Origin of the sequence: Massilia sp. IC2-477 (assembly GCF_020707265.1) — a bacterium.
Classification (GTDB): Bacteria; Pseudomonadota; Gammaproteobacteria; order Burkholderiales; family Burkholderiaceae_D; genus Telluria.
The window spans coordinates 323,850-347,603 of the sequence record NZ_JAJFEQ010000001.1 but is presented as its reverse complement, the minus strand read 5'-3'; the positions used below and the strand labels follow the sequence as shown (position 1 = coordinate 347,603).

General features: G+C 66.1%; 16 protein-coding genes. 6 read left to right on the top strand and 10 right to left on the bottom strand.

What is annotated here, in order from left to right; genetic code table 11:
- Positions 1-340: 340 nt before the first annotated feature.
- The 7 genes from rluB to LK542_RS01500 form a co-directional block, all read right to left on the bottom strand.
- Positions 341-2,221 carry a 23S rRNA pseudouridine(2605) synthase RluB gene (gene rluB / locus LK542_RS01530; protein WP_227810540.1) on the bottom strand — a complete coding sequence of 627 codons (1,881 nt, stop codon included), beginning with the start codon at positions 2,219-2,221 and terminating at the stop codon, positions 341-343.
- Positions 2,208-2,966 carry an SMC-Scp complex subunit ScpB gene (gene scpB, locus LK542_RS01525; protein WP_227800235.1) on the bottom strand — a complete coding sequence of 253 codons (759 nt, stop codon included), beginning with the start codon at positions 2,964-2,966 and terminating at the stop codon, positions 2,208-2,210. Before scpB ends, rluB begins: the two co-directional genes overlap by 14 nt.
- Before the next feature lie 349 nt (positions 2,967-3,315).
- Positions 3,316-4,329: a glucokinase gene (locus tag LK542_RS01520; protein ID WP_227810539.1), complete on the bottom strand. Its 1,014-nt coding sequence runs from the start codon at positions 4,327-4,329 to the stop codon at positions 3,316-3,318.
- Between the two features lie 144 nt (positions 4,330-4,473).
- Positions 4,474-5,448 (bottom strand): VTT domain-containing protein, encoded by a 975-nt coding sequence (locus LK542_RS01515; protein WP_307728865.1) that lies wholly within the window; start codon positions 5,446-5,448, stop codon positions 4,474-4,476.
- 133 nt (positions 5,449-5,581) lie between these two features.
- Positions 5,582-7,267, bottom strand: a complete 1,686-nt coding sequence (locus LK542_RS01510; RefSeq protein WP_227810799.1) for an ABC transporter ATP-binding protein — start codon at positions 7,265-7,267, stop codon at positions 5,582-5,584.
- Positions 7,267-8,286 carry an ABC transporter permease gene (locus LK542_RS01505; RefSeq protein ID WP_227810538.1) on the bottom strand — a complete coding sequence of 340 codons (1,020 nt, stop codon included), beginning with the start codon at positions 8,284-8,286 and terminating at the stop codon, positions 7,267-7,269. Before LK542_RS01505 ends, LK542_RS01510 begins: the two co-directional genes overlap by 1 nt.
- The gene (locus LK542_RS01500; RefSeq protein ID WP_227800231.1) at positions 8,283-9,221 is read right to left on the bottom strand and encodes an ABC transporter permease; all 939 of its coding nucleotides are present in this window, start codon (positions 9,219-9,221) and stop codon (positions 8,283-8,285) included. Before LK542_RS01500 ends, LK542_RS01505 begins: the two co-directional genes overlap by 4 nt.
- Positions 9,222-9,603: 382 nt before the next feature.
- Between LK542_RS01500 and LK542_RS01495 the strand changes: the two genes are divergently transcribed.
- The gene (locus tag LK542_RS01495) at positions 9,604-12,471 is read left to right on the top strand and encodes a TonB-dependent receptor domain-containing protein (protein WP_227810537.1); all 2,868 of its coding nucleotides are present in this window, start codon (positions 9,604-9,606) and stop codon (positions 12,469-12,471) included.
- A gap of 74 nt (positions 12,472-12,545) precedes the next feature.
- Here the strand turns inward: LK542_RS01495 and aroG are convergent, their stop codons facing one another.
- Entirely contained in the window at positions 12,546-13,604 is a 1,059-nt protein-coding gene (gene aroG, locus LK542_RS01490) for a 3-deoxy-7-phosphoheptulonate synthase AroG (protein WP_227810536.1), read from the bottom strand.
- On the opposite strand from aroG, the gene LK542_RS01485 reads away from it, so the two are divergent.
- The 4 genes from LK542_RS01485 (at position 13,603) to LK542_RS01470 (ending at position 20,674) form a co-directional block, all read left to right on the top strand.
- A complete protein-coding gene (locus LK542_RS01485) occupies positions 13,603-13,788 on the top strand; it encodes a hypothetical protein (RefSeq protein WP_227800228.1) in 186 nt (61 codons plus the stop codon). The genes aroG and LK542_RS01485 overlap by 2 nt on opposite strands.
- A gap of 346 nt (positions 13,789-14,134) precedes the next feature.
- On the top strand, positions 14,135-17,011 hold the full coding sequence (locus LK542_RS01480) for a TonB-dependent receptor (RefSeq protein ID WP_227810535.1): 2,877 nt from the start codon (positions 14,135-14,137) through the stop codon (positions 17,009-17,011).
- A gap of 106 nt (positions 17,012-17,117) precedes the next feature.
- The gene (locus tag LK542_RS01475) at positions 17,118-19,787 is read left to right on the top strand and encodes a TonB-dependent receptor (protein WP_227810534.1); all 2,670 of its coding nucleotides are present in this window, start codon (positions 17,118-17,120) and stop codon (positions 19,785-19,787) included.
- A 137-nt stretch (positions 19,788-19,924) separates the two neighbouring features.
- Positions 19,925-20,674, top strand: a complete 750-nt coding sequence (locus tag LK542_RS01470) for a hypothetical protein (RefSeq protein WP_227810533.1) — start codon at positions 19,925-19,927, stop codon at positions 20,672-20,674.
- A 92-nt stretch (positions 20,675-20,766) separates the two neighbouring features.
- Here LK542_RS01470 and tldD read toward each other — a convergent pair whose 3' ends face one another.
- A complete protein-coding gene (tldD, locus tag LK542_RS01465) occupies positions 20,767-22,227 on the bottom strand; it encodes a metalloprotease TldD (RefSeq protein WP_036245025.1) in 1,461 nt (486 codons plus the stop codon).
- A 285-nt stretch (positions 22,228-22,512) separates the two neighbouring features.
- On the opposite strand from tldD, the gene LK542_RS01460 reads away from it, so the two are divergent.
- Complete coding sequence (locus tag LK542_RS01460; RefSeq protein WP_227810532.1) at positions 22,513-22,923, top strand: hypothetical protein; 411 nt, start codon at positions 22,513-22,515, stop codon at positions 22,921-22,923.
- Between the two features lie 33 nt (positions 22,924-22,956).
- On the opposite strand, the gene LK542_RS01455 is transcribed toward LK542_RS01460, so the two are convergent.
- Positions 22,957-23,754, bottom strand: a complete 798-nt coding sequence (locus LK542_RS01455) for a carbon-nitrogen hydrolase family protein (protein WP_227810531.1) — start codon at positions 23,752-23,754, stop codon at positions 22,957-22,959.

The following is a 23,754-nucleotide window of genomic DNA, read 5'->3' as shown; positions in this document are numbered from 1 at the left end:
GCGCTTCTCCACGACTCGAAACCGATTTAACAAAAAAAAAATGGGCATCTGCCCATCTTTTTGTATTCACAACCCAACCAGATGAAAGCACTTGCACCAAGAAAATATGGGAAGAACTTTGATTAGGCTGCAAATTATACAGAGATCCTGCCTCTCTCGCAATCGCCGGGCCAAAAATGGACGGGCGCTAGCATAAAAAGCAACAGTTGGCAGGATGACCATAACGGGGCATGCGCTGCATTCTACGGCATTGCAGCATCGCGTGCCCGGCGGCGCAGAAAATTATCATGAAAATCATGATATTTCCCCGTTTTTCGCCGCCTCTCGCGCTTTCTCGGCCTTAACCGCGACGACCGCGGCGCGGCAAACCGTGCTCGGAGCCACGCGGACCCTGGCCACCACGGCGACCGCCGCCGGTGCCGGCGAAGCCGAAGGTGGTCTGCAGCGGGTCAGGCTGCTTCGGACGGCTGCTGCCTCCCTTGTTGCCGCCGAAGGGGCCGGCGTTGTTGCCGCCGCGGCCCTTGCCGCCGGCTGCACCCTTGCCGCCCTGCCCCTGCGGACGACCGCCTGCGAAGCCGCCCGGACCCTGCTGGCGCGGCGCGCCGGCGCGCACCACCGGCGGGCCGAAGGGGTCGACGTTGCGGTTGGCGTCGGCGCGGTCGATGCGGTTGCCGTCGGAGCGGCGCGCATCGTCACGGTTGCCGCCTTGCGGCTTGCCGCCCTTGCCCTTGGCATTGTTGTCGCCGCCGCCCTTCTTCTCGACGCCGAAGGCCGCCATCAGGGCGCGCACGTCGTTGTCCTGCAGCTCTTCCCAGCGGCCGCGCTTGAGACCGGTGGGCAGGGTCATGGCGCCGTAGCGGGTGCGGATCAGGCGCGAGACGGTCAGGCCGACCGCCTCGAACATGCGGCGCACCTCGCGGTTACGGCCTTCGCCGATGACCACGCGGTACCACTTGTTGATGCCTTCGCCGCCACCGTCCTGGACTTTCGAGAACGAGGCCAGGCCATCGTCCAGCTCGACGCCGGCGAGCAGCTTCTGGCGCATGCCCTCTTCCAGCTCGCCCAGGGTGCGCACCGCGTATTCGCGGTCGATGTTGTAGCGCGGGTGCATCAGGCGGTTGGCCAGGTCACCGGAGGTCGTGAACAGCAGCAGGCCCTCGGTGTTGAAGTCGAGGCGGCCCACGGCCAGCCACTTGCCGGTCTTCATGGTCGGCAGGCGGTCGAACACGGACGGACGGCCTTCCGGATCGTCATGGCTGACGATCTCGCCGGCCGGCTTGTGGTACACCAGCACGCGCGGCGGCTTGCTGTTGTTGACGCGACGCTGGATCAGCTTGCCATTGATGCGCACCGCATCGGTCGGCAGGATGCGCTGGCCGATGTGGGCCGGCTCGCCGTTGACCGACACGCGGCCGGCGACGATCAGTTCTTCCATGTCGCGGCGCGAACCCAGGCCGGCCTCGGCCAGCACCTTGTGCAGCTTGGGCGCGTCGTCGTCCGCGGTCAGGTCGCGGCGCACCGGCTTGGCTGGCGCCTTGCCGCGGCCACCTTCGTTGGCATCGAAGTCGTCCGAGGTGACGAACGAGAACACGGCGTCGGCGTCGTTAGCCTTGCCGCCCTTGCCCTGCTGCGGCTTGCCTGCCTTGCCCTGCTGCTTGCCCTGTTTGCCCTGCTGCGGCTTGCCGGCCTGCTGCCCACCCTGCTGTGGGCGCTGACTCTGCTGGCCGCGCTGTTTTTTCTGGTTGCGGTTGCGCTCTTCGCGCTTGACCTCGCCCTGCGGCTGATCGCCTTCGTTTGCCGCCGCCTCGACCGTCGGCTTGGCAGCAGCGACCTCCTGCTGGCGCAGTTCGCGTTCCTGGCGCTTTTCGCGCATCTGGCGCGGGCCACGCGGCTTGCGCACTTCGCTTTCCGGGGCTGCGGCGGCTTCGACTGCCGGCGCGGCGCTTGGTGCCTCCACGGCAGGAGCGGGCGAGGCTTCGGTCGGCGTGGCCTTGGCGCGGGTCTTGCGCGGCTTGGCTGCCGGCTCGGCTGCGGCGGGCGCTTCGACAGCTGCCTCCGCCGGCGCAGCGGCGGCTTTGCGGACGCGCTTCGGCTTCTCGGCTGCCGGTGCGGCCTCGGTCATGGGAGCGGCTTCCGCCTTGGCGGCGGTCTTGCGGGTACGCTTCGGTTTGGCGGTGGCTTCGGCCTCGACGGGCTTGTCGTTCGGTTCAGTTGGATTCATCGTTCGTATCTTTATTGTGCTGATCCGGCCCGGCGGCTGCTGCCGTCTCCCGGTCAAAATGGGGGACTTCGACGGGCATGGCGTCCGTCTCGGTTTCTAGCTCGTTGTCTGTCTCGTCGGCGTCCGTACTCGCGGCCGCCCTGTCAAAGTTGTCGTTCAGCGCCGCTTCCAGCGCTTCCAGGCTGCGGCTGTCCGGTCCGTCGCTGACGGCCTGCAGCGGCGGCAACTGCGACAGCGAGGCCAGGCCGAGGTCGTCCAGGAACTGCTTGGTGGTGCCCAGCAGCGCCGGGCGCCCCACCACTTCGCGGTGGCCGACCACGTCGATCCAGCCGCGGTCTTCCAGCAGCTTGATGGTCTGCGAATTCACGGCGACGCCGCGGATTTCCTCGATATCGCCACGCGTGACCGGCTGCCGGTAGGCGATGATCGCCAGCGTCTCCAGCGTCGCGCGCGAATACTTCGGCGGCTTCTCGGGCGACAGGCGGTCGAGGTAAGGCTTCATCTCGGGCCGGCTCTGGAAGCGCCAGCCGGACGCCAGGCTGACGATCTCGATGCCGCGCCCCTGCCAGTCCTGGCGCAATTCTTCCAGCAGAATCTTGATCGTGTCGCTACCGACGCCGGCGTTCAGCTGGCGGCCATTGGCGTCGACCTCGGCGAAGAGTTTCTTCATGCCGTGGATCGTCATCGGCTCGCGCGCGCACAGCAAGGCGGCCTCGAGGACGCGCTTGGCCTCGTCAGTATTCATATCGCGGTATCGTCACGCTCGAATGCACACTCAAAACTACACTGGTTTGGCGGATGCCAGCCGCGGGGCCGAGACCGGCCACGGTGCGAAGGTGCTGCGCGCAATATGCTGGAATCCGTGGGCCCCGGCTGGAATGCGCGGGGCTGACTCAGGTGGCCGGCTTGGCGCCGGCCCGGGCTGCCCGCGTGCCAGGCGAGCAATCTACGGTTGGTCTTTCAGGGGAAACCCGGGGCCGCGCAGGGCGCAGGCAGGCGAAGGCGTTTCCGACAACTGACGGCCATTGTAACCGATAAAACACAGGAACGGACAAGACGACCGGGGTCGCCCGTGCAGGAATGCCCCTATTTCGTCAAGCGGCGGCCAGTTTTTCCGACAAAATCGCGGCCACACCCAGGAAAGCCGGGTACTCCGCCGTGATCACATAGGTCGGGACCTGGGCCAGGTAGGCGCTGAAGCGCCCCTTCTGCTCGAAGCGGCGGCGGAACGACGACGCGGCGAAGCGCTCGCCCAGGCGCGGCACGATGCCGCCGCCGATGTACACGCCGCCCTGGGCGCCCAGGGTGATGGCCAGGTTGCCGGCGGCGGTGCCGAGCATGCCGCAGAAGGCTTCCAGCACCTCGTCGCAGATGGCGCATTCGCCAGCGAGTGCGCGGCGCGAGATCTCGGGTGCGCTCAGGCTGTCCGGACGGCCGGCGCGCTCGGACAGCGCGCGGTAGATCAGTTCCACGCCGGCGCCCGACAGCAGGCGTTCGCTGGAAACGTGCTCGAACTCGCGCCAGGCGTATTGCAGGATCGCGACCTCGACCTCGTTCACCGGCGAGAAGCTGACGTGGCCGCCTTCGCTGCGCAGCGCGGTCCAGCTCGCGCCACATGGAATCAGGCCGGACACACCGAGGCCGGTGCCGGCGCCCAGCAGGCCGAGCGGCGCGTCAGGCAGGGGCGCCCCGCCGCCGACCTGGCGCTTGTGCTCGCCCAGGTGCGGCAGCGAGCGCGCCAGCGCCGAGAAATCGTTGACCACCACCAGCGTATCGAAGCCGCACTCCTGGCGCAGCGCCTCGATCGAGAAGGCCCAGTGGTGGTTGGTCATGCGCACCTGGTCGCCGGTGACCGGGTTGGCGATCGCGATCGCCGCATGGCGCACGCCGCCGGCAAGCAGCACTACCCGCGGCAGCGCCAGGTAGGCGCGGATGGCGTCGGCCAGGCCCGCGTGCTCCTGGCAGGACAGCACCTCGATCGCCTCGAAACGCCCGGGTCCGGTCTCCAGTGCGAAACGCGCATTGGTGCCGCCGATGTCGGCAAGCAGGCGCGCACCGCCGGCGAAGTTGGTCGAAGCGTGGACGAGGCTGGAGGGAAAGGCAGTCATTGCAGCTATTAAAGAAGCGATGACCAAGCTTACACAAGTTTGTAGTAGTCTTACAAGCGGATTTTGTAGTTTAGGTACAAAGCCCGCTTTTCACGGCGCGAACCAGCGCTTAGACGACGCGAAGTCTGAAGTAGTCGAACTACCTCAACACGGCGCCGGCGCCAGTTCGGGGTCGTTGCTCCCATGCGCGTTCCAGGCATCCAGGCCGCCGCGCAGCGGGCGGGCCCGGTGGAAACCGTTGGCCAGGAACTGCTTGGCGACCTCGGCCGCGGTGACGTCGTTCGGGCAGCTGCAGTAGACGATGATGTGGCGTTCGCGGTCGAGGGTGGCCATCAGCTGGTCCGCCCGGCAGGACTGGAACACGAGGGCGCCGGGGATCGCCGCTTCGAGCTGCTGGGCGGTCAGGCTGCGCGCGTCGATGATGAGCGGATCGTGGCCGCCTTCGATCAGCGCCTTCAGCTCGGCGATCTCGATGCGCGGAATGGCGCTGCGGGCGCGCTGGCGGCGCCGCTCCACGTACTTGACGGCGATGAAGAGCAGCAGCAGCGTGGCCAGCACCGACAGGGCGGTGCCGCCGGCCGTCTCGAGCCAGCCGAGCAGTTCCTGGACGCCGTCGTGGAACAGGATGCCGAGCAGGATGCCGGTGCCGCTCCACAGCGTCGAGCCGGCCACCGAGTAGCCGAGGAAGCGGCGGGTCTGGGTGCCGATCGCACCCGACAGCGGTGCGGCGATGGTATTGAAGCCGGGGACGAACTTGGACACCAGCAGCGACTTGGCGCCGAAGCGGCGGAAGCGGTCTTCGGTCTGGTTGACGCAGGAATCGGGCGACAGCGAGATCTTGCAGAGCAGGCGCAGGATGCGCTTGCCGTAGAAGCGCCCGGCGCGGAACCAGAACAGGTCGCAGACCAGGCAGGCCAGCACCGCGGCCAGCAGGCACAGTTGCCAGCTGAGGGCGTCGTCGACCGAGAGCGCGCCTGCCACGACCAGCACCGGGAAGGCAGGAATGGGCAGGCCGAACTGTTCGACAAGGACAATGCCGAACACGATCAGCACACCGTAGATCTGGAGCAGGTCGACAAGCTGGGGCATCGCGCTAGTGTAGCCCACTTTGACGACCATCGCTGGCCGCCGCTGTTGTTTTTCCGTAGGGTGGGCGGCTGTGCCGCCCACGCGGTGATAGGTAGCAGCGAGATCATCCGGCACGAAATCAGAGCCGCCAACAATCACCGCGCGGTCAGCAGAGCCGACCACCCTACCCTTTCGGTATCGCCGCCAGCAACGCGCGCGTGTATTCCTGCTGCGGATTGCGATACAGCTCGTCCGAATCCGCCATCTCCACCACGCTCCCGTGGTGCATCACCATCACCTGGTCGGCAATGTACTTCACCACTGACAGGTCGTGCGAGATGAAGATGTAGCTCATGCCGTACTCGTCCTGCAGGTCCTGCAGCAGGTTCAGGACCTGGGCCTGCACCGAGACGTCGAGCGCCGACACGGATTCGTCGCACACCAGGATCTCCGGCTTCATGGTCAGGCAGCGCGCGATCGCGATCCGCTGGCGCTGGCCGCCCGAGAATTCGTGCGGGTAGCGGTGGAAGGCCCCCTCCGGCAGCCCAACCCGCCTGAGCAGCTCGTATGCCATCCCGATCCGCTCCGCATCGTCCGCGCCGATACGGTGGATGCGCATCGGTTCGAGCAGGATCTGGCCCACCGTGAAGCGCGGATTGAGCGAGGCGTAGGGGTTCTGGAAGATGATCTGGATGCGCCGCTTGTAGGCCTGGTAGTCGCGCTCGGACATCGCGAACAGGTCGCGTCCTTCGAACATGGCGCTCCCGCCAGTCGCGCGGTGCAGGCGCAGCAGGGTCAGGCCGACCGTGGTCTTGCCCGAGCCGGACTCGCCCACCACGCCCAGGGTCTTGCCGCGCGCCAACGTGAAGGAAACATCCTTGACCGCGTGGAACTCGCGCTTGCCGAACAGGCCCTCGCGCAAGGTAAAACTCTTGGCCAGGTTCTTCACAATCAGCACCGGCTCGTCGCCAGGCGCGCTGCCGCGCGCGCGCTGCGGCAGCTGTTCCTCCAGCGTAAAGCGGCCGCCCAGGTAGTCGTCGATCACGGGCAGGCGCAGCGGCCGGTCATCCAGCTTCGGACGGCAATGCAGCAGGGTGCGGGTGTAGGCGTCGCGCGGGGCGCCGAACACCTGGGCGGCAGCGCCCTCTTCCCGCACCTCGCCATGGCGCATCACGATCACGCGGTCGGCGATCTCGGCCACCAGGCCGAGGTCGTGGGTGATGAACAGCACCGCCATCTGGTGCTTCTTCTGCAGGCGCGCGATCAGGTCCATGATCTGCTTCTGGATGGTCACGTCGAGCGCCGTGGTCGGCTCGTCCGCGATCAGGAGCTTGGGCTCGCAGGCGATCGCCATCGCGATCATCACGCGCTGCTGCTGGCCGCCCGACATCTGGCTCGGGTAGGCGTCGATCTTGGCGGCCGGGTCGGGAATCCCGACCTCGGCCAGCAGTTCGAGCGTGCGGGCCCGCGCCGCTTTCGCATGCATGCCCATGTGCCGGCGCAGCACCTCGCCAATCTGGTAGCCCACTGTGAACACCGGGTTGAGCGAGGACATCGGCTCCTGGAAGATCATGGCGATGTCCTTGCCGCACAGCTTGCGCCGTTCGGACAGGGGCAGCGCGAGCAGTTCGCGGCCGTCGAAATGCGCGCTCGAACCCGGATGGACGACCGTGGTTTCCTGCGGCAGCAGGCCCATGACGGCCAGTGAGCTGACCGACTTGCCGCTGCCGGATTCGCCCACCAGCGCCACTGTGCTGTTGCGCGGCACATCGAAGGAAATGCCCTTCACCGCCTCGACCGTGTTCCTGCGGTCGACGCGGAAGGAAATGCGCAGGTCGCGCACCTGCAGCAGGATGTTCGGGTCAATCATCATTTGAGCTTCGGGTCGAGCGCGTCGCGCAGGGCGTCCGCGAACAGCGAAAAGGCGGTGACCAGGAGCGCCATCGCGCTCGCGGCAGCTGCCAGCTGCCACCATTTGCCGAGGATGAGTTCGTTCTGCGCCTCGTTCAGCATGCTGCCCCAGGACACCACGCCGACCGGCACGCCGAAGCCGAGGAAGGACAGGATCACTTCGGCCTTGATGAAGCCGACCACCAGGATCGACATCTGCACCAGGGCCACGTGCGAGACGTTCGGCAGGATGTGCCCGAACATCCTGCGCCAGGGGGAAGCGCCGATGGCGTCCGCCGCCATCACGTATTCGCGCGCCTTGTGCTTGATGTACTCGGCGCGCATCAGGCGGTAGGGCCCGGTCCAGCCGGTCAGGCCGAGGATCAGGACAATGGTCATCACGCCCTTCTGCTGCAGCACGGCGGCCACGGTGAGGATCATCAGGATCGACGGGATCGAGGTGAAGATGCTGTAGAACCAGTTGAACAGGTCGTCCACCAGGCCGCCGAAAAAGCCCGACAGCGCGCCGAACAGCGTACCCAGCGCGACCGCGACAAACGCCGCCACCAGTCCCACCACGATCGAAGTCTCGCCACCCTTGATGGTCTTCTTCACGATGTCATGGCCCCATTTGTCGGCGCCGAAAGGCAGCGTGCTCGCCTTCGGCGTGGGCGGATGGCTGGCGCGGACCTGCGCCTTCAGCTCGGCGAGTTCGGCCGCCAGCGGATCGAAGGCGTTCGGCGGCGTCTCGCGCGGCAACTGGGCCGCAGCCAGCGCGCGCGTCTGGGCGTCGGCGCCGATAAAGGTCGGCGGTGCGTAGTTGACCGCCACCTCCTCTTCCCAGTCGCCTGCTACCAGGCCCGTCGCGGACAGCAGCACCATCAGCAGGAAGGCCGCCACCACGCCGAGCGCCGCCATGGCGATGCGGTCGGCGCGCAGGCGGCGCCAGGCCAGCGCCCACAGGCCCGGGGCGCGGGTCGTCGTCATCGCAATCGTCATGCCAGCTTCACCCGCGGATCCACAAGCTGGTACAGCAAGTCGGCCAGCAGGTTGAACACCATGGTCGCGGCGGCGACATAGACCGTGATCGCCTTGATCACCGGGAAGTCGCTGCGCTCGACGGCCAGGATGACTTCGCGCCCGATGCCGGGGATGCCGAAGAAGCGCTCCAGCAGGAAGGCGCCGATCAGGAGCGCCGGCAGGTTGGCCATGACATGGGTGATGATCGGAATCGCGGCATTGCGCAGCACGTGCACCCAGACCACGCGCCGCTCGCTCAGGCCCTTGGCGCGCGCGGTGCGCACGTAGTCCTGCCCCACTTCATCGAGCACGAAGCTGCGGTACAGGCGCAGGGTCGGCGCGATCGACACGGCGAGGCCGATGATGATGGGCAGCAGCGCATAGCGCAGCAGGTTCTCGCCCAGGCTGGCGCCCCAGCCCTGCACCGGGAACAGGCCCAGCTTGTAGGCGAAGACGTACTGGAACACGATGATGTAGACCAGGATCGAGATCGACATGCCGACCGTGCAGGCCACCATGACGGCGCGATCCGTCAAGGAGCCGCGCACGAACGCGATGGCCAGCGCCAGCGCGATGCCGAGCACGGTCTCCAGGATGGTGAGCGGCACCAGCACGGTGAGCGAGGGTCCCAGGCGGCTGGAGATGATGTGCGACACCGGCTCGCCCGTGCTCCAGGCATTGCCGAAGTCGAAGCTCAGGATCTGCTGGATGAAGATCCACAGCTGCACGGTATAGGGCTGGTCGGTGCCGAGCTGGCGCCGGATGTTCTCGATGGCGGCGCTGTCGGCCATCTTCCCGGCCAGCAGGTAGGCCGGGTCGCCGCCCACCCAGTTGAACAGCACGAAGACCAGCACCACGACCCCGAGCATGGTGGGCAGCATCTGCCACAGCCGGCGGACGACAAAGCTAAGCATGGAACTCCTGAAAGTGGTGGCGCGCCGGCACGCCCAAGCGCGTAACGATAACGCAAATTTTGCTGAGCGGACAGCATCCCGGGCCGGGGCCTTCCTATTCCATTTTATGTCCGGCGTATAACTCCAAATATTCTTTTTGTAAAGACATTTGCTCAGCAGTTGTTTTTTCTACTTGTACAGACATTCCAATTGACAACGTATGTATGCCACTGTATTTATTGCCGTGCAGGAAACGATGCCGATTTTGCACTTGCACGGCAATGTCATGAAAACTTCTCCGTGGCCGACGCAATAAAAAGAGCCGCGGAGCTTACCTGGGAAGCTCGACATGATGGTTGAAACAGTATTATCTCGTTCGGTTCGATTGATGTTCGCGGGCGGCATGGCATTCGCCGCCTCCGCATATGCGCAGGACGCGCAGCAAGCGCCTGCCGAAGGACAGCAGCTGCAGCGCGTGGAAGTGACCGGTTCGCGCATCGCGACCGCCAACCTGGAAAGCGTGAGCCCGGTGACCGTGGTCGGCGCCAAGGACATCAAGCTCGAAGGTACGCGTTCGGTGGAAAACCTGCTGAACAACCTGCCCCAAGTCTTCGCCGACCAGGGCGGCTCGATTTCGAACGGCTCGTCCGGTACCGCCACCGTCAACCTGCGCAACTTCGGCGCCGACCGCACCCTGGTGCTGGTCAACGGCCGCCGCCTGCCGGCAGGTTCGCCACGCAATACCGCAGCCGACCTGAACCAGATCCCGGCGGCGCTGATCAAGCGCGTCGAGGTGCTGACCGGCGGCGCATCGGCCATCTACGGCTCGGATGCGGTGGCGGGTGTCGTCAACTTCATCATGAACGACAATTTCCAGGGCGTGCAGATCGAGTCGAACTACGCGTTCTACAACCACGAGCAGAAAGATGGCGCGGCAGCGCAGGCCGCCAAACGCCGCAACTTCCCGGTGCCCGACGACAAGAGCGCGGACGGCAAGGTCAAGGACGTCAACCTGCTGCTGGGCGGTAACTTCGCCGACGGCCGCGGCAATGCCGTCGCCTTCATCGGCTACAAGAAGGAAGACCCGCTGCTGCAGTCCGAGCGCGACTTCACCGCTTGCTCGCTGGACGGCTTCAGCTCGGGCAACACCTTCAACTGCGGCGGTTCAGGCACCAGCTTCCCGGGCCGCTTCATCCTCGCCAACGGCAACAGCTACACCGTGGCCAACAACGCCGGCGGCGTACGTCCCTACGTGGCCGCGACCGACCAGTACAACTACGGCCCGCTGAACTACTTCCGCCGTCCGTCGGAGCGCTACACCTTCAGCAGCTTCACCCACTACGACATCAACGATAACGCGCGCCTGTACACCGAGGCCAGCTTCCACGACGACCATACTGTGGCGCAGATCGCCCCGTCCGGCCTGTTCGGCTTCGACGCCTCGGGCCCGAACGCGATCCGCTACGAAAACCCGTTCCTGAGCCAGGCATGGCGCACCCAGCTCGGCCTGACCGGTCCGGGCAGCACCGCCGACGCCCTGATCTTCCGCCGCAACGTGGAGGGCGGCGGCCGCCAGGACGACCAGCGCCACACCTCGTACCGCGGCGTGATCGGTATCAAGGGCGACATCGGCAACTGGACCTACGACGCCTTCGCGCAAGTGGGCAAGGTGCTGTACTCGGAAACCTACTTCAACGACTTCTCCAACGTGCGCATCGGCCGCGCGCTGAACGTCGTTACCGGGGCCAACGGCCAGCCGGTCTGCCAGAGCGTGGTCGACGGCACCGATCCGAACTGCGTCCCGTATAACATCTGGTCGCTGGGCCAGATCACGCCGGAAGCCTTGAACTATCTGCAGACCCCGGGCTTCCAGAAGGGCAGCACCCACCAGTCGGTGCAGGGCATCAACCTGTCGACCGACCTGGGCGAATACGGCATCAAGCTGCCGACCGCCAGCCGCGGCATCGGCCTGGCGCTGGGCTGGGAACACCGCACCGAGAAGCTGTCGCTCGACACCGACACCGCCTTCCAGACCGGCGACCTGGCCGGCCAGGGCGGCCCGACCCTGGGCGTGGCCGGCCAGTTCAGCGTGCGCGACTACTATGCCGAAGCCCGCATCCCGGTGCTGGAAAAGGCGCCGTTCGCGGATTCGCTGACGCTGAACGGATCGTTCCGTCGTTCGGACTATTCGACCGGCCAGAAGACCGACTCCTACGGCGTCGGCGCCGAATGGTCGCCGGTCCAGGCCGCCAAGGTCCGCTTCAGCTACCAGCGCGCCGCCCGCGCCGCCAACGTGGTGGAACTGTTCACCCCGAGCGGCCTGAGCCTGTTCGGCATGAGCAGCGATCCCTGCGCCGGTGCCACCCCGAGCGCCAGCTTCGCCCAGTGCGCCCGCACCGGCGTCACCCAGGCCCAGTACGGCCGCATCGAAGACAGCCCTGCCGGCCAGTACAACCAGATCACCGGCGGCAATACCAACCTGGCGCCTGAGGAATCCGATTCCTACACCCTGGGCCTGGTGCTGACCCCGATGCGCAACCTGAGCCTGACCATCGACGCCTTCGACATGAAGGTGGAAGGCGTGATCGGCGGCCTGCCGGCCTCGACCACCCTGACCCAGTGCCTCCAGACCGGCGATCCGAAGTTCTGCTCGCTGATCCAGCGTGACCGCCTGGGCTCGCTGTGGGCGCTGAACGCCGGCCGCATCGTGGCCACCAACCAGAACCTGGGCATGCGTTCGACCAAGGGCCTGGACCTGGGCGCCAACTACGGCATGAAGCTGGCCGGCTACGGCAGCCTCGACCTGTCCTACATCGGCACCGTCCTGAAGGAATTCAAGTCGGAAGACTTCCCGGGTTCGGGCGAGTACGACTGCGCCGGCCTGCACGGCACCACCTGCGGCACGCCGCTGCCGAAGTACCGCCACAAGATCCGCGCGGTCTGGGGCACTCCGTGGCGCGGCCTCGAAGTGGGTGTGACCTGGCGTTACATCAAGGGCGTGAAGCTCGACGCGACCAGCGACAACGAACTGCTGGCCACGGACTTCGAACCGGCTGACGAAAAACTGGCTGCCCGCAACTACCTGGACCTGGTCGGCCAGTGGGCGATCAACAAGAACTTCACCCTGCGCGCCGGCATGAACAACGCGCTGGATAAAGATCCGCCGGTGACCGGTGTCGTGGCTGCGGTGTTCGGCAACGGCAATACCTACCCGCAGGTGTATGACGCCATGGGCCGTCATATCTTCCTGAACCTGACCGCCAAGTTCTGATCCGGCGGCTCAAATGAAAACGGCGCACCCTCGCGGGTGCGCCGTTTTTTATTGTCTGCTGCGCGAGGCGGGACTTACTCCGGCCGCACCCTCCTCTGCTTGACCGCCTCCGCCAGTCCTTCCAGAACGCCAATGCTGGTCTCCCAGTCGATGCAGCCGTCGGTGACCGACTGGCCGTAGGTCAGTTCGCGTCCCGGCACCAGGTCTTGCCTGCCGCCCACCAGGTGCGACTCGATCATCACCCCGACGATGCGGTCGTCGCCCGCGGCAATCTGGGCCGCGATATCGGCGCACACCGGCACCTGGTTCTGCGGGTTCTTGCTGCTGTTGGCGTGCGAGGCGTCGATCATCAGGCGGCTCGCCAGGCCGTTGGCCGCCAGCTGGCGGCAGGCCTCGTCGACGCTGGCCGCATCATAGTTCGGCGCCTTGCCGCCGCGCAGGATGATATGGCAGTCCTCGTTGCCGGCGGTCGAGACGATGGCCGAATGCCCGCCCTTGGTCACCGACAGGAAGTGGTGGGGCTGCGAGGCCGCCTTGATGGCGTCGGCCGCGATCTTGATGTTGCCGTCGGTGCCGTTCTTGAAGCCGACCGGACACGAGAGGCCGGAAGCCAGCTCGCGGTGCACCTGCGATTCGGTGGTCCTGGCGCCGATCGCGCCCCAGCTGATCAGGTCGGCGATGTACTGCGGGCTGATCACGTCGAGGAACTCGGTGCCGGCCGGCAGGCCCAGCTCGTTGACGTCGCGCAGCAGCTCGCGCGCCATGCGCAGGCCGTCGTTGATGCGGAAGCTGTTGTCCATGTAGGGGTCGTTGATCATGCCCTTCCAGCCGACCGTGGTGCGCGGCTTCTCGAAGTAGACGCGCATCACGATCTCGAGCTCGCCCTTGAAGCGGCGGCGCTGCTCGGCCAGGCCGCGCGCGTACTCGAGCGCCGCCTTCGGGTCGTGGATCGAGCAGGGGCCGACCACCACCATCAGGCGGTCGTCCTGGCCGTGCAGGATGCGGTGCAGCGCCACGCGTGCACTGGCCGCGGTCTGCTCCGCCGCCGGGGTGACCGGGAACTCGCGGATCAGGTGCGCGGGCGGCGTCAGTTCCTTCATTTCGCGGATGCGTAAATCGTCGGTGCGAGGCATGCTGTACTCCGTGTTCTGTTTGGCTGGGGCTGAAAACGAAAAAACCGCCATCGCTGGCGGTTTGTCTGGATTTGCGTCGGACTGTTCTTTGAATCGCGTGAACCTGCCGCTACTCCACCGCCAAGGGGCTGGAATGGCTAAAGTAAAAATAGCAGGTAAAGAAAACGTGCTGGCGCATGGATAGTCCGTCTGGTCGGGAGACCTTGTTCGCCTGACTATAACGCCATTGTGTAACGGTTGGCAAGCCTTTTCCCGTGGCGCCAGACCGCCGCCGCCCCACGGTCCCGCCAGCTGTCACGACAGGATTTGGCAAGCGGTTGCGGGAACCCCACAGCTGTTCCCAGCCTTTTCGCGCACCTTGAGCGGGATCAGTCGCCGTTCATCCAGCGATGCAAAAGTCGCTTCAAGCCCCCGCCGCCCCGCGCCGATCTTGTGTTCTCACAAGAAAAGTTTTTCAGGCATTTGATCGTCCTCAATAAGATCGGCTGGAGTGGACACGGCGGGAACAACCCAACCACTGGAGTCCGGACATGACTGAAACCCTGCTCTCGCGCGCCCTGCGGCGCATCTTCGCCGGCGGCGGTGCCGTCGGCCTGTTGTCTGTCGGCTTTACCCTGCTGCTGCCCGCCCCCGTGCTGCGGGCCCAGGAAGCTGCCCCGACGCCCGTCGCCCGTGTGGAAATCACCGGCTCGAACATCCGCCGCGCCCAGGCCGAGACCGCCTCGTCGGTGCAGACCGTGAACCGCGCGGACATCGAGCGCTCCGGCAAGACCACGGTGGCCGAACTGCTGCAGACCCTCGCGGTCGACAACTCGGGTTCGGTGCCCTCCAACTTCGGCGGCGGCTTCGCCGCGGGCGCGTCCGGCATTTCACTGCGCGGCCTCGGCACCGCCTCGACCCTGGTCCTGCTCAACGGCCGCCGCATGGCGCCCTACGGCCTGGCCGACGACGGACAGAAGGTGTTCGCCGACCTCAACGTCATTCCCACCGACGCGGTCGAACGGGTCGAGATCCTGAAGGACGGCGCCTCGGCCATCTACGGTTCCGACGCGATCGCCGGCGTGGTCAACATCATCCTGCGGCGCGACTTCCAGGGCAGCACGGTGCGTGCCCTGGCCGGTACCGCCACCGCCGGCGACGGCCAGCAGTACAACGTCGCCGCCACCTGGGGCAAGGGCGACCTCGACGCGGACGGCTTCAACGTGCTGCTCAACTTCGAGTACAAGAAGACCGACGAGATCTGGAACCGCGAGCGCGGCAACCGCGACTGGGTCGGCAAGGCCGACCTGCGGCCCTGGGGCTTCTCGGCGCAGGAAGCGCTGGGCGGCACCGGCGCCATCACCGGCAACAACGCTTCCGGCAGCCCCATCAACGGCAACGTGCGCAACCCCGACACGCTCGACTACTACAACCGCGGCAATCCGGCCGGCGCCGGCTTCACCCGCTTCTTCCCGGCGGCGGCCTGCAGCAACTTCACCAACCACCCGCAGGGCGACCCGGGCGGCGGCTGCCTGGTCGATGCCGCATTCCTGTACAACCAGATCCAGCCCGACCAGGAATACACGTCCCTGTTCGGACGCGGCACCCTCAAGCTGCCCAGGGATATCGAGGCTTACACCGAACTCAACCTGTACAACAGCCTGAGCCGCACCTCCACCACGCCGTCGACCATCAGCGCCAACCAGGGTTACCCCGGCGGGCCGGTGAGCGGGGCCGGTGCGGCCTTCGGGCCGACCCATCCCGACAATCCGTATTTCGGACGCGAGGCGCGCCTGCGCTACCTGGCGGCGGACGTCGGGCCTCGCAATTCGGAAATCGAATCGACCTTCATCCGCGCCCTGGTCGGCGCGCGCGGCACCAGCATCGGCTGGGAATGGGATACCTCGCTGCTCTACTCGCGCAGCAAGGTCAGCCAGGACCGCAACGGTTTCCTGCAGCGCGACGCCACCTTCGCCCTGCTCAACCCGACCGCGGCCAACATCAATACGGCGATCCTCAACAATCCCGGCTACCGCGCGCTGCCGGTCGGCACCCTGTGGCGCATCGCCGAGAACGCGGGGCTGAATTCGCCGGCCGTGTACGCCGCCCTGTCGCCGGAAATCACCAATGACGCCCATACCGAGATCGCCCAGATCGACTTCAAGGCCACGCGCGAATTCGGCAAGCTGGCCGGCGGCGCTCTCGGGGTGGCGGTGGGCGCCGAGTTCCGCCACGAGTCGGCCGAGCTGCAGCCCACCACCGGTACCGAGCGCGGCAACATCATCGGCCTCGGCTATTCGGCCTACGACGGCCAGCGCAACGTCTTTGCGATGTACGGCGAGGTGCTGGCGCCGGTCCTGCCAGGGCTTGAGCTGACCGGCGCCATGCGCTGGGACCACTTCACCGACGTCGGCAATGCGTACACGCCGAAGGTGGGCGTGAAGTGGACGCCGGCACGCCAGTTCGCGCTGCGCGCCACCTGGGCGCGCGGCTTCCGCGCGCCGAGCCCGGCGGAAAACGGGGTCGGCGGGCTGGCGGCCTTCACCAACGCTTCCGACCCGGTGCGTTGCGCGCTGGGCGTGGAGGCGGCCTGCAACCCGGCCAACATCGCCCTGATCACTTCGCCCAACCCCGACCTCGATCCCGAGCGCTCGAAGAGCTACAACGTGGGCATCATCTGGGACCCGCTGCCGCGCACCAGCATCTCGCTCGACTACTGGCAGATCAAGCGCAAGAACGAGATCAACCAGGAACAGATCCCGGCCGCGATCCTCGCCGGGCGCGTCGCGCGCGACCCCAGCACGGCCGAAGCCGGCATTCCCGGCGATCCCGGCGCCATCACGGCGGTGCTGGCCAGCTACGTCAACTCGGCCCAGACCAAGGTGCGCGGCCTCGACCTCGATGCGCGCCACAGCATGCCGCTGCCCAGTGGATACGGCAACCTCGTGTTCGACGCCAAGTGGACCCACCTGTTCAAGTGGGTACGCACCGAACGCGACGGCACCTCGCAGGACTTCGCCGGCACCCACGGCAACTGCGACGTGACCAACTGCGTCGGCACGCCAGACAACCGCGCCAACCTGCGCGCCACCTGGGAACGCGAGAATTTCCGCGTGTCGGCCAACCTGAACTACCGCGGCAAGATCGACAATACCCTGTTCAAGGATGATCCGGAGGGCTGCGCCTCCCATTTCGCCAACGGCAACGATGCACCGACCGATTGCGAACTGTCCTCGTTCACCACCGTCGACCTGGTGTTCCGCTGGAAGCCTCAGGCCAAGTGGGAAGTGTTCGGCTCGATCCAGAACGTCTTCGACAAGGTGGCGCCGCTGGATCCGCTGACCTACGGCGCGGTGTCGTACAACCCGCTCGACTACGCCGGCGCCGTCGGCCGCCTGTACACGCTGGGGGCGCGCTACACCTTCTGACGCCCACCTGCCCCGCCCGCCCGGTCCCGCACCGGTGGGCGGGACCGGGCGCACGGCAGCGGTACCGGCGCCGGTACCGCCCTATCCATCCACCAACGGACCGATCATGCACGAAACCTCCATCGCACGCATCCTGCGCCGGCTGTTCGCCGGCGGCCTCGTCCTGTGCGCGCCGCCGCTGCTGGCCCAGACGTCGCCGCCCGGCCTGCAGCCGCCGCCCACACCCACCACGGCGCCCATGCAGCGCGTCGAGATCACCGGCTCCTCGATCCGCCGGCTGGCGGCCGAGACCTCGCTGCCGATCACGACGATCCGCGCCTCGGATTTCGCGAGGCAGGGCCTGGCCACCGCGCAGGAAGTGCTGAACGCGATCCCGATGAACCAGTCCTCGGAAGGCTCGACCGCCGCTGTCGGCTCCGGCACGGGTGGGCGCGCCACCGCCGACCTGCGCGGCCTCGGCGGCGACAAGACCCTGGTGCTGCTCAATGGCCGGCGGCTGGCGAACCACCCCTACTTCGCCGATTCGGTCGACCTCAACATCATCCCGGTGGCCGCGCTGGAGCGTGTCGAGGTGCTGCGCGACGGCGCCTCGGCGATCTACGGCACCGACGCCATCGGCGGCGTGATCAACTTCATCACCAAGCGCTCGGTGGAAGGCGCGGCGCTGGCCGTGGAAGCCTACGAGCCCTGGGCCAACGGCGGCGGTCACGAGCAGCGCATCAACCTGTCGGGCGGCTGGGGCGACCTCGAACGCGACGGCCTGAGCATGTGGGGCGTGATCGACTGGCACCAGCAAAGTCCCTTGCGCGCGACCGAACGCAGTTTCTCGCGCACCGGCATCCGGCCCGAACGCGGCCTGTTCGAAGTCAGCGGCACCACCTTCCCCGCCAACTTCTTTTCCGACAACGGCATCAGTGGCAATCCCTATTACCCCACCTGCCAACAGCCCGACTCGGTGCCGCTGCCGGACGCGCCCCTGTGCGCCTTCGACTACACCCGCTTCGTCGACAACATCCCGAAGACGCGCCAGTTCAGCGCCATGGCCCGGCTCAACAAGAAGTTCGGCGAGCACACGGCCGGCCTCGAATTCGTGCACGGCCGCAGCACCAACGAATCCCAGGTCGCGCCGCCGCCCCTGTCCGGCATCGGCGTGATCATGAGCGGCGACAGTCCCTTTTATCCGGGCAACGGCATCGTCCCTGCCTTCCCCGGACTGACGGGCGAGCCGCTCGACGTCTCCTGGCGTCCGCTGGAAACCGGCCCGCGCAACAACTTCGATTCCAGCATCACCGACCGCCTGCTCGCCAGCCTGGAAGGCACGGTGGCCGGCTGGGACTACAACGCCGGGATTTCCTACTCGCTGGGCAAGGCGAAAAGCATCTTCAACGGCGGCTACGTGATCGACCAGCGCATTATCGAAGGCGTGGCGGCCGGCATCCTGAATCCCTTCGGCGCGCAGAACGCGGCAGGGGCGGATTACCTGAACAATTCGATCCTGTCCGGCGAATACCTGCATGCGCGCATCCACAGTGCGGCGATCGACGCGCGCGCCAGCCGCGAGCTTTTGAGCCTGCCCGGCGGTCCGCTCGGCTTTGCCATTGGCGCCGAATTCCGGCGCGACCGCGCCAAGTATTTCGTCGACCGCGCACTGGCCTCGCAGGCTTCCAGCAGCGGCTACGCCGATGCCAGCGACCAGGCCGGGCAGCGCAGCATCTGGGCGCTGTTCAGCGAAGTCAACGTCCCCATCGTCAAGGACCTGGAACTCAACGTCGCCGCGCGCTACGACCACTACAGCGATGTCGGCGGCAGCTTCAACCCGAAGGTGGCGCTGCGCTGGCAGCCGACCCGCCAGCTGCTGGTGCGCGGCTCCTTCAACAAGGGCTTCCGGGCGCCGACCCTGTTCGACCTGTATGGTCCGCAGGCCACCACCAACAGCTCGGACACCTACAACGACCCGCTGCTGTGCCCGAACGGCGTGCCGACTCCGGGCGCCAACCCGAACATTGCCTGCGGCCAGCAGCAATATGTCCGCCAGGGCGGCAACCCGGAGCTGTCGCCGGAGCGCTCGCGCACCCACAGCGTCGGCGTCGTGTTCGAACCGATCCAGCCGCTGACGATCTCGCTCGATTACTGGAACATCCGCCTGAAGGACCAGATCAGTGCGCTGGCCGAACAGACCCTGTTCGCCAATTTCGAAAAATACCCCAACCTGTTCGTCTACGATCCCAGCGGCACCACCCTGCTCTACGTGCTGGCGATTACCGACAACCTGGGCGAGGTGAAGACGCGCGGCCTCGACCTGTCGGTGGCCTACCGCCTGCCGCGCAACCGCTTCGGCAACTTCAGCGTCAACCTGGACGGCACCTACGTCAACAAGTACGACTACCAGAACGAGCCGGGCGGCCCCTTCACCGAGAACGCGGGACGCTACGCGGACGCCACACCGGTGTTCCGCTGGCGCCACAACCTGCTGTTCACCTTGAGCCGCGGCGACTGGACCTTCAACCTGGCCAACCGCTATATGTCGCACTACCTGGATCAGAACACCGCGGTCGCGCCCGAGTTCTTCAACCGGGTCGGCCACTACTCGACCTGGTCTATCGCGGCGACCTACACCGGCAACAAGAAAGCCGAGCTAACGGCGGGCATCAAGAACCTGTTCGACGAGGAGCCGCCCTTCACCAACCAGGTCACCAACTTCCAGCTGGGCTACGACCCGCGCTACACCGATCCGCTCGGCTTCACGGTGTATGCGCGCGTGACCTACCGCTTCTGACGACCGATAGTAGAGGCAAAAACGCCAACAGGCCCCATGCCGTCCAGTCGAGCCTGGACGGCATTTCATTTTGTACGGCGGCAAGCTATGATCGGCATTGAGCAATCCAACTGCCCGTCAAGCCGCCAGGAGTCTCCATGCATCGCGCCTCTATACGACTGATCCTGATGACCGCGATCCTCGCCGCGGGGCCATGGCAAGCGGCGCGGGCGGCGTCGCCGTTCGCGCAGGAAGTGCCGAGCACCTACCCCAGGTTCGAAGAGGCTACGGGCAGCTTGACCCTGGTTGTGGCGGAACTGGCCGCCACCGATTACCTGAAGGGCTACGATTGCCCCAAGCCGCAGACCCAGGCCAGGGCCGACGGCAGCACGACGGTCGTCATCTGCTTGAATCCGCCGCCGACCTGGTTCAAGGCGCGCATGCTGCAGCACGTAGCTGGCGCGGACATTGGCGGCGAATTTTATGCGGTGACGGGCAGCCATTACGGCGCGATGAAAGTCGGCGCCGCCGAGCCCGCCAGGCTGATGCTGCTTCGTTCGAATGGCAGTGCCCTGGAAATGCTGCGCTACAGGTCCTGGCCAGTTGCCCAAAGCCGCGACGGGCAGTACCACCTGATCGTTCAAGGCGGCCCGATTCATTGGCTGCCTTGCTGGAGCGCTTCCCTGATGCGGGAAATCGAGGATGGAGATTTCGCCGCCGATCTGGCCATCACGCGCGAAGAATACGACAGCCGCTGGGCAGAACGACATGCGGCCTTCTATCGCGTCAGCGCTGACAGCGTGCGTCCGCGTTTCGCAATTCCGGTCGCAGGCTTGCAGCAGCGCTTGAAGAACCTGCCGCTGGCGGCTGCCGACTTTTCCTGCACGAAGCAGACTCCCGCATCTTGAAACCGCGGTCTGCGCGGATCTTCCTGGCCCACCAATGAAAAATGCCGCTCAAGCTACCCTGAACGGCATTCTTCTTGTGACGCGCTCGCGCCTCAGGCAGTGCCGCCCACGGTCACGCCGTCAATGCGCAGGGTTGGCTGTCCAACGCCCACCGGCACGCTCTGGCCTTCCTTGCCGCACACGCCGACGCCCGAATCCAGGCGCATGTCGTTGCCGATCATCGAGATGTTGTTCATCACCTCGGGACCATTGCCGATCAGGGTCGCGCCCTTCACCGGATAGCTGATCTTGCCGTTCTCGATCATGTAGGCTTCACTGGCCGAGAACACGAACTTGCCGTTGGTGATGTCGACCTGGCCGCCGCCGAAATTCACCGCATACAGGCCGTTCTTCACCGAGGCCAGGATTTCTTCCGGATCCTTGTCGCCGGCCAGCATGTAGGTGTTGGTCATGCGCGGCATTGGCAGGTGGGCGAAGGACTCGCGGCGCGCGTTGCCGGTGACCGGCATCTTCATCAGGCGCGCGTTCATGGTGTCCTGAATATAGCCCTTCAGGATGCCGTCCTCGATCAGGGTGGTGCACTGGGTCGGGTTGCCCTCGTCGTCCATGTTGAGCGAGCCGCGGCGGTCCTGCAGGGTGCCGTCGTCGACCACGGTCACGCCCTTGGCGGCCACGCGTTCGCCGATGCGGCCGGCGTAGGCCGAAGAACCCTTGCGGTTGAAGTCGCCTTCCAGGCCATGGCCCACCGCCTCGTGCAGCAGCACGCCGGGCCAGCCCGGGCCGAGCACGATGGTCATCGGGCCGGCAGGGGCCGGACGCGCTTCCAGGTTGACGCAGGCCGACTTCACGGCCTCGGTCGCATACTTGTCGAGCAGCTCGTCGCTGAAGTAGCCGTAGTCGTAGCGGCCGCCGCCGCCGGACGAGCCGACTTCGCGCCGGCCGTTCTGCTCGGCGATGACGGTGACGGACACGCGCACCAGCGGACGGATGTCGGCCGCCAGCACGCCGTCGCTGCGCACCACCAGCACCACGTCGTACTCGCCGGCGAGACCGGCCATCACCTGCACCACGCGCGGATCCTTGGCGCGCGCCATCTTCTCGACGCGCTCGAGCAGTTTCACTTTCGCGGTGGCGTCGAGAGACGCCAGCGGATCGTGCGGCAGGTAGAGCGAGCGGCCGCCGGTCGGGCGCGCCGCGGTGGCGATCTTCACCTTGCCACTGCCGGCGCGGGCGATGGTGCGGGTGGCGGCGGCCGCGTCCAGCAGCGCCGCTTCGGAAATGTCATCGGAATACGAAAAAGCCGTCCGGTCGCCCGACACGGCGCGCACGCCGACGCCCTGGTCGATCGAAAAGCTGCCGGTCTTGACGATGCCTTCTTCCAGGCTCCAGCCTTCGCTCTTGGTGAACTGGAAATACAGGTCGGCGTAATCGACCTTGTGCGTGAACATCGAGCCCAGCGCATTGAGCAGCTTGCCCTCGTCGAGGCCGAATGGCGTCAGCAGCACATCGCGTGCGACAGCCAGGGAGGAAAGGTTCGGTTCGAATGGTTTCATTGTGCGTTCGGTCGTTCTCATTGGGAGAATGCATTGTGCCATATCCCGCGCCCTCGTACCGGACACGAGCCGCCCAGCAGCAATGTATTCAACATGATCTTCGCGTCAACCGCTCTGCTCACTGATCACCGGACAGCCGCCATTGATTCGTGGTTATTGGCAACACCATTCGTCAAAACATGCGCGCGCTGTTGAAAGTTGGCGTACTGTTACTAGACGCGTGGTTCTTGTCGAATAATTCAATGCTGAGCCTCACCAAGAGACGCTCAAACCAAGGAAAATGACATGGGTATGCGGCGTCTGGTGCTTGCACTGTTGCTGCTCTGCAGTTATTCGGCTGGACGGGCGGATTCATTGCCCGCGCAGGCTGTCTACGTCGACCTCTGCGTCGCGGAGCAGGACGTTAATCGCGTCCTGAAACACCTACACGAACCGGTGATGGAAGTGCTGAGAGCGCTGCCGGGCATAGACAGCGTGACCGGAGCGTCCACCCACGGCATGGCGCAGTTCCAGATTGTCTTCAAGGATGGCGCCAGCCGCCAGGACCAGGCCAGTGTCGAAGAGGCACTGAACAGGGTAGGCTTTACCCCCGATGTCGAGATCCTGTCCGTGCGCGTTGAGCTTGCCCAGCCGCGCAACGATGGCCTGTTCGTGGGTAGGATTGCGTACACGGAACACCTGCGACGGCGACGCTAACTGCGCGCCCAGACACGATGTGGTCGAGCAGTCTTACAGCTTGCGGTGCTTCAGCGCCGGCAGGCTTTCACGCACGCTGGCCAGGAAGTCGTCGTCCAGCTTCCCGGTGATGACCCCCTCGCCTTCGCGCAGCACCGCCTTCACTTCGCCCCACGGATCCACCAGCATGCTGTGCCCGAAGGTGCGGCGACCGTTTGCGTGCAGGCCGCCCTGGGCCGAGGCCAGCACGTAGCACTGGTTCTCGATGGCGCGGGCGCGCAGCAGCACTTCCCAGTGCGCCAGGCCGGTGGTGTGGGTAAACGCGGCCGGCACGATGATCAGGGCGCACTCGCCCATCGCGCGGAACAGTTCCGGGAAACGCAGGTCGTAGCACACCGACAGGCCGACGCGCCCGAACGGCGCCGCGAAGCTGCCGACTGCTTCACCCGGCACGATGGTGCGCGCTTCGTCGTAGGATTCGCTGCCCTTGTTGAAGCCGAACAGGTGGATCTTGTCGTAGCGGCCCACCGCCTGGCCCTGCGGGTCATATACGAGAGTGGTGTTGAGCACCTTGCCGTCCACCGGCGAGACCAGCGGCAGGGTGCCGCCCACCAGCCAGATGCCGTGCTCGCGCGCGAGTTCGGCCATGCAGTCCTGGATCGGGCCGCTGCCTTCCGGCTCGGCCTGGGCCACCTTGTCAACATCGCTCATGCCCATGATCGGCCAGTATTCCGGCAGCGCCACCAGTTCCGCGCCTTCGCGCACGGCCTGCTCCACCAGGCGGCGCACGGTCGCCAGGTTGTCAAGCACCTGCGGGGTGGACACCATCTGCACTGCGGCTACGATTGTCAT